At 65.0% G+C, this 12,107-nt stretch carries 14 protein-coding genes; 4 read left to right on the plus strand and 10 right to left on the minus strand.

Annotated elements, in window-relative coordinates:
• Positions 1–13 precede the first annotated feature (13 nt).
• Both U5A89_RS21010 and U5A89_RS21015 read left to right on the plus strand, forming a co-directional pair.
• A complete protein-coding gene (locus U5A89_RS21010; RefSeq protein ID WP_338162914.1) occupies positions 14–667 on the plus strand; it encodes a response regulator transcription factor in 654 nt (217 codons plus the stop codon).
• Positions 657–2,072, plus strand: a complete 1,416-nt coding sequence (locus U5A89_RS21015) for a sensor histidine kinase (protein WP_338162915.1) — start codon at positions 657–659, stop codon at positions 2,070–2,072. The genes U5A89_RS21010 and U5A89_RS21015 overlap by 11 nt, the downstream gene beginning before the upstream one ends.
• A gap of 1 nt (position 2,073) precedes the next feature.
• Here U5A89_RS21015 and U5A89_RS21020 read toward each other — a convergent pair whose 3' ends face one another.
• The 10 genes from U5A89_RS21020 to U5A89_RS21065 form a co-directional block, all read right to left on the minus strand.
• A complete protein-coding gene (locus tag U5A89_RS21020; RefSeq protein WP_338162916.1) occupies positions 2,074–2,769 on the minus strand; it encodes a polyamine aminopropyltransferase in 696 nt (231 codons plus the stop codon).
• A gap of 29 nt (positions 2,770–2,798) precedes the next feature.
• Positions 2,799–3,008, minus strand: coding sequence for a hypothetical protein (locus tag U5A89_RS21025; RefSeq protein ID WP_338162917.1), 210 nt, complete (start codon positions 3,006–3,008; stop codon positions 2,799–2,801).
• Between the two features lie 59 nt (positions 3,009–3,067).
• Positions 3,068–3,208: a hypothetical protein gene (locus U5A89_RS21030; RefSeq protein ID WP_338162918.1), complete on the minus strand. Its 141-nt coding sequence runs from the start codon at positions 3,206–3,208 to the stop codon at positions 3,068–3,070.
• A gap of 136 nt (positions 3,209–3,344) precedes the next feature.
• Positions 3,345–3,674: a DUF6481 family protein gene (locus tag U5A89_RS21035; protein ID WP_338162919.1), complete on the minus strand. Its 330-nt coding sequence runs from the start codon at positions 3,672–3,674 to the stop codon at positions 3,345–3,347.
• 73 nt (positions 3,675–3,747) lie between these two features.
• Positions 3,748–3,954 (minus strand): cold-shock protein, encoded by a 207-nt coding sequence (locus U5A89_RS21040; RefSeq protein WP_169570423.1) that lies wholly within the window; start codon positions 3,952–3,954, stop codon positions 3,748–3,750.
• A gap of 267 nt (positions 3,955–4,221) precedes the next feature.
• On the minus strand, positions 4,222–4,365 hold the full coding sequence (locus tag U5A89_RS21045; RefSeq protein WP_338162920.1) for a hypothetical protein: 144 nt from the start codon (positions 4,363–4,365) through the stop codon (positions 4,222–4,224).
• Positions 4,366–4,445: 80 nt separating this feature from the next.
• The gene (locus tag U5A89_RS21050; protein ID WP_445190684.1) at positions 4,446–4,976 is read right to left on the minus strand and encodes a sterol desaturase family protein; all 531 of its coding nucleotides are present in this window, start codon (positions 4,974–4,976) and stop codon (positions 4,446–4,448) included.
• A gap of 77 nt (positions 4,977–5,053) precedes the next feature.
• Positions 5,054–6,310, minus strand: a complete 1,257-nt coding sequence (metC, locus tag U5A89_RS21055; protein ID WP_445190685.1) for a cystathionine beta-lyase — start codon at positions 6,308–6,310, stop codon at positions 5,054–5,056.
• Positions 6,265–7,110, minus strand: coding sequence for a 3-mercaptopyruvate sulfurtransferase (sseA, locus tag U5A89_RS21060; protein WP_338162923.1), 846 nt, complete (start codon positions 7,108–7,110; stop codon positions 6,265–6,267). The genes metC and sseA overlap by 46 nt, the downstream gene beginning before the upstream one ends.
• Positions 7,111–7,177: 67 nt before the next feature.
• Positions 7,178–8,461 carry a hypothetical protein gene (locus tag U5A89_RS21065; RefSeq protein ID WP_338162924.1) on the minus strand — a complete coding sequence of 428 codons (1,284 nt, stop codon included), beginning with the start codon at positions 8,459–8,461 and terminating at the stop codon, positions 7,178–7,180.
• A gap of 89 nt (positions 8,462–8,550) precedes the next feature.
• Between U5A89_RS21065 and queF the strand changes: the two genes are divergently transcribed.
• Together queF and U5A89_RS21075 are read left to right on the plus strand one after the other, a co-directional pair.
• Complete coding sequence (gene queF / locus U5A89_RS21070) at positions 8,551–9,012, plus strand: preQ(1) synthase (protein WP_338162925.1); 462 nt, start codon at positions 8,551–8,553, stop codon at positions 9,010–9,012.
• Between the two features lie 314 nt (positions 9,013–9,326).
• Entirely contained in the window at positions 9,327–11,996 is a 2,670-nt protein-coding gene (locus U5A89_RS21075) for a M1 family metallopeptidase (protein ID WP_338162926.1), read from the plus strand.
• The last annotated feature ends 111 nt before the right edge of the window (positions 11,997–12,107 follow it).

Consider the following 12,107-nt stretch of genomic DNA (forward strand, 5'->3'; position numbering starts at 1 on the left):
TATTCGGATTTTGATGATCGAGGACGACGCCGCCCTGGCGCGCAGCATTTCCGCCCTGCTTCGCGCAGGGGGCCATGCCGTGGACCATGTCGCGACCGGGGAAGACGCCCTGGCGGTCGTCGGCAGCGAACCCTATGCGCTCGTCATCCTGGACGTAGGCTTGCCCGACATGGACGGCTTTGCCGTGCTGGCCGACCTGCGGCGGCGGGGCGAAAAGGTGCCGGTGCTGATGCTGACCGCGCGCGATGCGCTGGATGATCGGGTGCGCGGGCTGGATCTGGGCGCGGACGATTATCTGCGCAAACCCTTCGACCCGGAGGAACTGGAGGCGCGGGTGCGTGCGCTCGGGCGGCGGCGCGGCGGCGATCCGACGCCCGAACTCATGGTGGGCACGCTGACCATCAATCGCTCCACCGGCGCGGCCGATGTGGCGGGGCGGCCGCTAGACCTGCGGCGGCGCGAACTGGCGGTGCTGGAGGCGCTGGCGACCCGGGCGGGGCAGGTGGTGCCGCGCGAATTGCTGATCGGGGAAGTCTTCGGCTTCGACGAACCGGTCGGCGGCAACGCGATCGAGGTGCATGTGACGCGGCTGCGCGGCAAGCTGGCGCCCGATGGCCCTGGCATCCGCACGGTGCGGGGTGTGGGCTATATGCTCGATGCCGGTTAGGGCGGGGCCGGTCAGGACGCCGGGCAAGGCGCGCGCCATCGCGCTGCGCACCCGGCTGCTCGCCGCGATGCTGGGGCCGTTGCTGGGCGCTGCGGCGATCATCGGCGTGGGCGGCGCGACGCTGATTTCGGACGTCGTGCGCCGGACCAACGACCGGGTGCTGGGCGGCGCCTTGGGCGCGATCGCTGAAACGGTGCAGGTGGAGCGCGGCGAGGTGACGCTGGACCTGCCGCCCGCCGCCTTTGGCATGTTGGAGAATAGCGAGCGCGACAATGTCTATTATCGCATCGCGGTAGGGCGCGACTTGCTCACCGGCTATGCCGATCTGCCCGCGCCCGATCCCAAAACCATGTCGGTGGATCAGCCCCGCTTTCGCTTTTCGCGCTATCGCGACCAGGACATCCGCATTGCGGAGGTAAAGCGGATGCTGCCCCGGATCGCCCAACCGGTGATCATCCAGGTTGCCGAAACGCTCGACAATCGCAAGACGCTCGCCGGGCAACTGATCCTGGCGCTGCTTTTGGGGGAAGTGGCGCTGGTCGGCGTCGCGGTGCTGTTGCTGCGCCCCGCGCTGGGATGGAGCCTGCGCCCGCTCGCGCGTCTGCGCCGGTCCGTGGAAGCGCGGGATTCCAGCACAAGGCCGGACTTCTCGCCGCTCGATGCCGGGCCGCTGCCCAATGAACTGCGACCGCTCGCCACCGCGTTCGACCATCTGCTGGCGCAACTCGACAAGGCGACCGGCGGGGTGCGCCGCTTCACCGCCGACGCCTCGCACCAAATGCGCACGCCTTTGTCGGTGCTCAAAGTGCAGGTCGAGTTGGCGCGGCGGGGATCGTCCGCTGCGCTGGACGAGATTGCCGACGCAGTGTTGCGGCTGGAACGCTTAGTGACGCAACTTCTGGCATTGGCCCGCGCGGAGGAAGGTGGCGTCTCCCCACCACTGGAAGCGGTGGACCTCAAGGAAGTGAGCGCCGCCGTCATCGGTCGCCTGATCAACCAGGCGATCCAGGCAGGGGTGGAGCTGGACCTCGACGCCGACGATCGAAAAACCTATCTGGTACAAGCGCACCGGACGTTGGTGTTCGAAATCATCGCCAACCTGATCGACAATGGCATTCGCTACAATCGGCGCGGCGGCTCGGTCACGGTCATATTGGCGCATGACGCCGGGCAGGTGGTGCTGACGGTCAGTGATGATGGGCCGGGTATCGCTCCTGAATATCATGACCGGATATTCGAGCGCTTCTTCCGCGCGACGGGGCCGCAAGGGGCGGAAGGCACCGGTCTGGGGCTTGCGATCGTGCAGTCCGCCGCATCCCGCATGGGCGCACGCGTCGCCATCACGCCGACGCAGACCGGCACCAGCATATCGGTCATCTTCACGACAGGGCGGGCAAGCGGATAGTCTAACCCTGCCTTGTCGCAAACCAGATCGTGTGGTTCGCCTCTTCGCCGCCGACCAATACCGGCACATCGACTTCATCCACGACGAACTGCGCCTGTTCCAATCGGGTGACGAAGGCGTCATCCGGATAGGCCGACCAGATCGCCAATATGCCATTGGGCTTGAGCGCCGCATGGGCGGCGCGCAGCCCCCAATTGCAATACAGCCGTTCGTTGGCGATGTGGATCAGGCCGTCCGGGCCATTGTCGACATCCAGCAGGATGGCGTCATAGCTGCCCTTGGCCCTGTTGATGGCGTCGTGAACATCGCCCATTTCCAGCGATACCCGGCGGTCGCCCAGATAATCGTGGAACAGATGCGATAGCGGCCCCTTGGCCCAGTCGACGATCGTGGGCACCAGTTCCGATACGACGACCGTGGCCGTGGCAGGAAGCGATTTCAGCGCCGCGCCCAGGGTGAACCCCATGCCCAGCCCGCCGATCAGGATACGGCTGTCCGACTTTACCAGACGCTGACAGGTCAGCACGGCAAGCGCCTCTTCGGATTGGCGCACCTGGTTGCCCATCAATTCGGTGTCCTGGAACCGGATCGAATAATCATCGCCCCGACGCAACAGGCGCAACGTCCCGCCATCGGGCAGGTGGGCAGTATCGATCAGCTCGACCGCAGCCGTCTGAACTTCAGCAACTATGGCCAAATTCTGCCCTTTCACTGGCGATATTCGCGTTATTGCGTGGAATATTGCCCGGGCTGCGCCTTGAATGTGTCGCGCGCGAAATTCCGTACCGCCGCTGCCGTCTTGAAGGTTTCTTCCTGCAACTGCGACGTCACCAGCGGATAGCCCTGCGAATTATAACGGGTCTCGCGAACGGTGAGCCGGAAATTCCCTTCTTCGTCTTTGGTGATCAAAAAGGGGCGGACTATTTCTCGGCTCATGGATGCTCCTGCTATTATGGGGGAGGCCCGCCGCACGGATGTGGGCGGGCCATTGATGGTCAGCCCAGCATCGCCGCGACGATCTGCTTCAACTCGCTGCTCGACAGCGTGGCTGCGGCAGGGGTGATGGGCCGCGCGGGCATCCGGTCGAAAGGCAGGCGAAAGGTCACCCGATGGCTGCTGTGGGAAATGCTATTCATGGTAAAGTCCTTGCGGCGTCTGCCGCATTCAATTTTCAAGAGTGACATGCGCACGATGCCGGAAAACCGGGCGGTCGTGGAACGAATGTCCAGTCCGCCGCTGATCAGTAGAAGCGCGCGGCATGTCATATAAAGGTCAGGCCCGGTTCTTGCGGGCGAGATAGCGTGCGTCGCGCGCGGCCTTGCGTTCGGCTTCGGTCAGCACGGGCTTTTGCCGGGCGGCGCTTGCAGCGGCCGCTTCCAGCGCTGCGGCGCGCTTGGCCGCCCTCTGTGCCTTGGCTTCCGCCAGAGCTTGCTGGCGCTTTTCGCGCGCAGCCGCTTCCTTGGCGAGGCGGCGTTCGGCTCGCTCGGCCGCGCCGGTGTCGTCCACCGGCGGCTTGTCACGCAATTGTTCGAGAACCGTCGTCCGGGCGCGCGCCGCCGCAGCTATGCGCTCCTGAAACTGGGGTTCTTTATATCTTTTCATGCAGAGAAATATCCTATTCGTTTATAGTGGCAGCAGACGGGGCCGGGCAGTTTCAGCCGCCCGGCCCACCTGATCAGGCTGCCTGAAGATTGACCGCAGAGGTCTTGCCGCGCTGATCCTTTTCCAGATCGTAGGTCACGCGCTGATCCTTTTCGAGGGTGCGCAGACCGGCGCGCTCAACGGCCGAGATATGGACGAACGCGTCGTCGCCGCCGGTTTCGGGCGCGATGAAGCCATAGCCCTTGTCGGCATTGAAGAATTTGACGGTTCCGGTGATCATATGAAGTCTCCTTGTCACAAGTCCACGGGCGTACGCGACAATCCGCGTATCCCGGCTTTTAGAAGCAAATATGGGGACAAAGGAGAGCCGAAGCGGCCCGATATCCGTCAAACGCGACGTTCAGCGATGACCTTGTAGCACGGACCGGCCTGATTTCAAAATCGGCGATGCGATCGGCCATTATCGATGGCTGGAAAACCATGGTCAGCGGTCAGGCCTGCCATCCTATTCCGCCGCGACAGCATGCATTATCGCAGGCTCAACCCCTCATTTTTCGTCGGTGCGCAGCTTGACCTTGTTCGGCAATTTCTTGCCCTTGGTGCGACGCGACGGGATTTGTACCGGGTTCTTCTTTTTCCATTCCGCCCAGGTCATCGGGCCTTCCGGCGTATTGATGATCTCATCATCCATGGTCGCAAATCCTCATGCATCGGCCGTTGGTGATTCGCGGATCGCGTGCTTGCTTCCTGAAAGTGCCAACCCATCCCTTTTCAGACATCGACGCCCGCATCTTCCCGCTGCCGCGCCGGACGTACGCCCTTGCGGTCGCGCTGCGCCAATATCTGTTTGAGGGTCGTGGGATGGGGCGCGATCAGGAAGCCGAAGCTGACCGTGCCTTCCTTCGTTTCCACTGCATGGTGCAGACGGTGGGCCTGGACGATGCGCTTCATATAACGCGACCGGGCGACATAGCGGTGCCTGACCCGCTGATGCACGATGACGTCGTGGAAGCCGAGATAGATGGCGCCATAGGCAGCGATCCCTGCGCCCATCGCCGTGGCCCACACGCCCCATCCCCATTGCACCCCGCCCAGCAGGAGCAGGATGGAGGGCAGGGCGAAGATCACGAAATACAGATCATTGGCTTCCCAGAAACCCAGGCGCGGCCGGTGGTGGCTGGCGTGCAGGAACCAGCCGGGACCATGCATCACCCAGCGATGCATGACATAGGCAAAGCCTTCCATCGCGGCGACCGTAGCGAGAAAGACGGACAGGGGAAGGATCGCGGACATGATCCCCATATAGGCGCCGAGACGCGGCCCGGCGACCCTCTATAGTCGTGCAGGACGAATTGTCCTGCTGCGCTGTGCCCCATGTCTTATTCTGTGTCGCGGACTGCGCGGAAGCGAGCCAGGCCCGCGTCCAGATCCGCGATCAGGTCGGCGGGGTCTTCCAGCCCAATATGCAGGCGGATGGCGGGTCCGTCCGCTTCCCACGTCGTCGCGCTGCGATAGCGGGCGGGATCGACCGGGAGGGCAAGGCTTTCGAAACCGCCCCAGCTATAGCCGATGCCGAAATGAGCGAGGCCGTCGATCAGGGCGGCGCGGGCCGCTTCACCGCCGCCCTTCAGGATGAAGCTGAATAGCCCGGTCGAGCCGCTGAAATCCCGTTGCCACAGCGCATGGCCGGGACAATCGGGGAGCGCGGGATGCAGGACGCGGGCGACATCGGGCTGGTCTTTCAACCAGTTGGCGACGGCAACCGCGCTGTCCTGATGCTGTTTCAGCCGGACGCCCAATGTGCGCAGCCCGCGCGAGGCGAGCCAGGCGTCGTCGGGGCTGACCATCTGGCCGAAAAGATAGGCGGTCTGGCGGACCCTGGCGAACCAGTCCGCATTGGCGGTGACGCTGCCCATCATCACGTCGCTATGGCCGACGATATATTTGGTGCAGGCCAGGATCGAGATATCGACGCCATGGGACAGCGCCGGGAAATAGAGCGGCGTCGCCCAGGTGTTATCCAGCAGGGTCACGACCCCGTTCGCCTTCGCCCAGGCGGTGAGCGCAGGCACATCCTGCACTTCGAACGTCAGGCTGCCGGGGCTTTCCAGAAAGAGCGCGCGGATCGGCCTGTCGGCAAGATAGACATCGAGTGAGACAGTAGTGGGATCATAATAAATAGTTTCGATGCCGTAACTATCAAGCAATTGCGTGCAGAAATTACGGGTCGGGTCATAGGCGCTGTCCACCATCAGCAGCCGGTCGCCGGGCTTTAGCACCGCCATCAGCGCGCAGGCGATCGCCGCGACACCCGATGGGTAGAGCATCGTCCCTTCCGCACCCGGCTCCATCTCGGTGAGGGCGTCGGCCAGCGACCAAGCGGTCGGCGTGCCCTTCCGCCCGTAGAACAGGCGTTCATGCGTGCTGCTGCCCGCCGCTTTGCGCAGATGGGCGACATCGTCATAGAGGATGGTGGAGGCGCGCCAGACCGGGGGGCTGACGATGCCGCCAGGCTGGCCGGGCATTTGCGTCCATTCGGGCTTGCGCCCGATTTGGGCGAGCTTTGTCAAAGGCTTGCGGGTATCGTCGCTCACGCCGCACCTGTCGCTTTCGGTGTCGCAGGATCGAAGCCCCATTCCGACCAGCTGCCGTCATACAGGGTCACATCGGTCTTCCCGAGCGATTCCAGCCCGGCCAGGATGATCGCGGCGGTGACGCCGCTGCCGCAAGTGGTGATGATCGGCTGGTCGAAATCCGTCCCCGCGTCCACGAACAGGCGGCGCAGGTCATCGCCCTGCTTCATGCTGTTGTCGGCGTTGAAAAAGGCGGAGGAAGGGATGTTGCGACTGCCCGGAATATGGCCGGACGCCATGCCGGGCCGGGGTTCGGCCTCCGCACCGGTGAAGCGGCCCGCGCCGCGCGCGTCCAGCACCTGCGCGGCCTGGCTGTCCAGATTGGCGAGCAGATCGGCCTTGGTGCGGACCTGGCTGCGGTCGAGCCGGGCGACGGCATTGCCGGGAGCCGGGGTGAAGGCACCGCTTTGTGTCGGCCGCCCTTCCGCCAGCCATTTGGGCAGGCCGCCGTCCAGGATCGCAGCCGATGCGCCCAGGCCATAGACGCGCATCATCCACCAGGCCCGCGCAGCGCTGTGCGTCGGGCTGTTGTCATAGACGATGATGCGGCTGTCGGTGTCGATACCCAATGCTTGCGCCCGCTGGGTCATCAGGTCGTCGGGCGGCGCCATGCCGGGCGTCGGATCGTCGGGATCGTTCAGGCTCGGCAGGTCCAGAAACGCTGCGCCGGGAATATGCGCGGCTTCATATTCGGCGCGGGGATCGCGCGGGGTGCCGGGCAGGAACAGGCTGGCGTCCAGGATGCGCAGGTCGGGCTGGCCCAGTTCCGTCGCGAGCCAGTCGGTGGAAACGAATAGGGTCATGCGCCTTGTCTTTCTCAGCCTGTCTTGCGCCCTTCCTACGGCGCGCGGGCAGGGCTGGGAAGGGGTGTCAGGCGGGCGTCAGTTCGGCGGCGGCGCGGGCGGCGGGACGGCGGAACTGGCGTGGCCCCTGATCCAGGCGCAGCGGCGCCAGCCTGTCGGCCGGGGGGTCCTGCTCCTGCCCGACGATGAAGGCGCGGGCGGTGCGGCCCTGACCCACCGGCTGCCCGTCGGCTTCGCCCTCTTCGGCTCCCCAGCGATAGGCGGCGTCGAAGGCGGCGAGCGGGATCAGCAGGCTGCGCTGGCCCATCGTCACCGGCATGATCTGGTCAGGCGACAGGCGCAGTTCGCCGGTCAACTGCCGTGTCTCACCCGCTGCGATCGTCACGGCGGTGTGCAGCGGCAGTCCGTCCTGCCCGGCGAAGAAGGACTCCAGCAACGCCTGTTGCTGCGCGCCGCCATTGCCCAGCACGCCCCGCACCAATATCTCCTGCGCCGCCCGGTCGCCGCGATTATGCAAGGTCAGACGATAGGCGATCGTCACCCCCATCAGAGAAAAGCGCGCCTGGGCGATGTGCATGTCCATGTCGATCCACGGGCGGTCGGTGTTGGCCGTGGTCGCGGCGACGGGCAGGTGCAGGGCCGCGGCCGGTTCGGGCGCGGCCGGCGGCGGTTCGACCGATGCAGCGGGGACGGCTGGCACGACCGGCACAGGCGGCGTCGCGCGGGTCGGTTCGGCGGGCTGTTCGACAGGCGTTGCGCTGGCTTTGCGACGGCGCATCAGGAAGACGGTTGCAAGAGCAGCGAGTGCAAGAACGCCACCGATGATCCAGGCCCAAGGCGTAGGGCTGGCCTCTTCCGTCGCCGGGGCAGGCGTCGCGGCTGGCTCTGGCGTGGCGTCAGGTGCAGGCGCGGGAAGCGGCTGGGCAGGCGGTTCTGCGGCAGGGGTGCTGCCAGTGTCGGGGGCAGGTTCGGCCGGTGCCGTCTGCGCGGGCGCGGGTGAACGCGGCGTTTGCGTATCCTGACGATCGGCCGGGCGGTCCGCACGCGGCGTTTCGGTGGCAGGCGCGGGGCGCGGGCGGCTGGGCTGCGGCGTGGGCTGCACGGTCGCGGCGGGCGGCGTGACAATGGGCGCGACGACGGGCGGCACGACTACCGGCGGCGCAGTGCGCGGCGTGACCGGATCGCGATAGACGTTGAGTTCCGGCCCCTGCTGGTTGGGATTGGGTGCGGGGGTCGCGCTGGATGGCGGCAGTTGAAAGCCGGGTGTCTGCGCCTCCGTTTGCTGGGCATGGACGGGCGCAGCCAGCAGCAGCGGCGCGGCGATGATCAGCGAACGAATGTTAGACCCCATGACCCTTGCCAAGGCACAAGATCGGCTGAACCGCAAGTGAACAATGCGAAGGCGATGACATCAGTCGTGCAATGGCGTAGATGCGCGGCATGACCGACCTTCCTACCACGCCGCTGCACCTGGGTCAGACCAGTGCGCTTCCCGCCAGTCCGCAAGCTGCCGTCCTGGATTATGTGCCCAATCCGCGCCCCGGCAAACCCTATCTGGTGCGCTTCACCGCGCCGGAATTTACCTCGCTTTGCCCGGTGACGGGACAGCCCGATTTCGCGCATCTGGTGATCGATTATGCGCCCGGCGCGACCATCGTCGAATCGAAGTCGCTGAAGCTGTTCCTGGGCGCCTTCCGCAACCATGCCGCCTTTCACGAAGATTGCACCGTCGGCATAGGCGAGCGGCTGTTTGCCGAGATGGACCCGATCTGGTTGCGCATCGGCGGCTATTGGTATCCGCGCGGCGGCATTCCGATCGACGTCTTCTGGCAATCGGGCGAACCCCCTGCGGGCCTGTGGCTGCCTGCGCAGGATGTGCCGGGCTATCGCGGCCGGGGGTGATGTCCTGCTTTAGCAGATATCCTCCGTCATCCCGGGCTTGACCCGGGATCCCGCTTTTCCTGGTGACAGATTAACGGCAATGGCTGCTAATCCCCTGCCATGCTCGCAAACAGCGGCATCCCGGTTAAGGCCAGGGGGCCGGTAAGAATATCGTGCTGCGCGCCTCAGTTTGACGAACGCGCAACAGGGTTCGACCAACGACATTATGATAGCGCGCCATCGCTTGACCGATGCAGCGAAACGGGTGATCCCGCGTTTATTGCGCGTGAGACATGATTTCATGCGCTCCCAAGACGTGTCGGAGTCTTCATCCTATGCCCCTCAAGACCATTTTGCCGCTGCTGATCGCGGCCGCGCCTATCGCCATTGCCGCCCCCGCCCTGGCCCAGAGCGCGCCCACACCCGGTTCCATGCCCGCTGGCCCCGCCGCCGGGATCACGACGCAGCTGCCGCGTGGCGCTGCGCCCAGCCATTATGCGATCGAAGTGACGCCCGATGCGGCGAACCTGAAGTTCAGCGGCAAGGTGACGATCGACGTCACCGTCAGCGCGGCACTGCCGACGCTGGTGCTGAACGCGGCGGACCTGACCGTCTCGTCGGTCATGCTCACCCCGGCGAAGGGCAAGGCGATCAAGGGCGTGGCCAAGGTCGATGCCGACGCCCAGACCGTCAGCCTGGATTTCGGCAAGCCGATTACGCCTGGCAGCTACAAGGTCGACATCGTCTATGCCGGGATCATCAACCAGCAGGCCAATGGCCTGTTCGCACTCGACTATACCGACAATGCGGGCGCGGCGAAACGCGCGCTCTTCACCCAATTCGAAGCGCCCGATGCACGCCGTTTCGTGCCCAGCTGGGACGAGCCGAGCTATAAGGCGACGTTCGACCTGAGCGCGGTCGTGCCCGCCGATCAGCTGGCCGTCGGCAACATGCCGGTCAAGGCGACCAAGGCCATCGGCAGCGGCAAAAAGCTGGTGACGTTCGGCACGTCCCCGAAAATGTCGTCCTATCTCTTGTTCTTCGGCCTGGGCGAACTGGACCGCGCGACCAAGATGGCGGGCAATACCGAAGTCGGCGTCATCACCGGCAAGGGCAATACCGGCAAGGCGCAGCTGGCGCTGGACGCGTCGGCCAGCATCCTGCCCTATTTCAACGACTATTTCGGCGTTCCCTATCCGCTGCCCAAGCTCGACAATGTCGCGGGGCCGGGCCAGAGCCAGTTTTTCAGCGCGATGGAAAATTGGGGCGCGATCTTCACCTTCGAACGCGCGCTGCTGGTCGATCCGCGCTTTACGTCCGAAGCGACCAAGCGCCGCATCTATGAAACCGTCGCGCATGAAATGGCGCATCAATGGTTCGGCGACCTTGTCACCATGGCCTGGTGGGACGATCTCTGGTTGAACGAAGGCTTCGCCAGCTGGATGGCGACCAAGGTGACCGACAAGCTGCAACCCGACTGGGAAATGCTGCTGACTCGCGTCGATGGCCGCGAGGCGGCGATGAGCCTCGATTCGCTCGCCACCACCCATGCCGTTGTGCAGAAAATCACCACCGTCGATCAGGTGAACCAAGCGTTCGACGCCATCACCTATCAAAAGGGTGAAGCCGTCATCACCATGCTGGAAGGCTATGCCGGTGAGGATGCGTGGAAAGCGGGCATTCAGTCCTATATGAAGGCGCATGCCTATGGGAACACCGTCACTGACGACCTGTGGAAAGCGGTCGAGGGTGCGGGCGCCAAGGGGCTGGTTTCCATCGCGCACGACTTCACCTCGCAGCCGGGCATTCCGCTGGTCACGGTGGACAGTGCCGTGTGCAAGGGCGGATCGACCGTCCTGACGCTGAGCCAGGGCGAATATAGCCGCGACCAGAAGGGCAAGATGCCGCTCAGCTGGAACGTGCCGATCAAAGCCCAGACGCTGGGCGGAGAAGCACAGCGATTGATCCTGACCGGCGGCAAGGGGCAGGTGACGCTGCCAGGCTGCGGCGCCTATGTCATCAACGCCGGACAGACGGGCTATTATCGCTCGCTCTATCCCGCAGCGAACGTGAAGGCGCTGGCGAAGGATTTCACCAAGCTGTCGAGCATCGACCAGACCGGCCTGCTGGCGGATAATTTCCAGCTGGGGCTGGGCGGTTATCAGCCGATCGGACTGGCGTTGGACCTGGTGGACGCCGTGCCCGCCACGGCCACGCCCGCCGTGCTGGCGGAAGTGCCGGACTATCTGGGCAGCGCCTATGATATGCTGGAGAGCGACAAGACGGGCCAGGCGCGGGTCGCGACCTATGCGTCGGCCAAGTTGACGCCGCTGCTGACGTCCATCGGCTATGATGCCAAGGCCGGGGAAGGCCCGCAGGTTCCGGTGCTGCGTTCGGCGCTGGTATCGACGCTGGGCGACATGGGCGACAAGGCCGTGGTGGCGGAGGCCAATCGCCGCTTCGCCGCCCTGGCGACCGATCCCGCCGCGCTCGACGGCCCGTTGCGCAATGTGTGGCTGGGCATCATCGCCAAAAATGCGGATCAGGCGACGTGGGACAAGCTGCGCGGCCTGGCGAAGGGCGCGAAAAGCGACCTGGAAAAAAGCACGCTCTATGCGCTGCTGGGCGGGGCGAAGGATGAGAAGCTGGCGGGCCAGGCGCTCGACCTCGCTTTGACCGATGAGCCGGGCAAGACCACCAGCGCCGCGATCATCGCGCAGGTAGGCGCGGAGCATCCGATGATGGCGGTCGACTATGTGCTGGCGCACCGCGCGCAATATGAAGCGATGATCGACGTGTCGGCGCGCAGCCAGGCCTTGGCTCGGTTGGGTGGTGGCTCTGCCGATCCGGCGATGGCGACCAAGCTGGACGCCTACGCGACCCAATATCTGACACCCGAATCGCGCAAGGTCGTGGATCGCTCGATCGCGGCGATCAAGACGCGGATCGAGACGCGGAGCCGGTTGAAGGCGCCGCTGGCGGCGTGGTTCGCGGGCAACAAGTAGGCGTACTTCCCCCTCCCGCTGGCGGGAGGGGGTCAGGGGGTGGGCAGGCGCAACGTGTAGCGTTGGCCCACCCCGCTGCGACTAACGCGCTTTGCGCGTAAGTCTCGCTAC

Origin of the sequence: Sphingobium sp. HWE2-09 (genome assembly GCF_035989265.1) — a bacterium.
Taxonomy (GTDB): domain Bacteria; phylum Pseudomonadota; class Alphaproteobacteria; order Sphingomonadales; family Sphingomonadaceae; genus Sphingobium.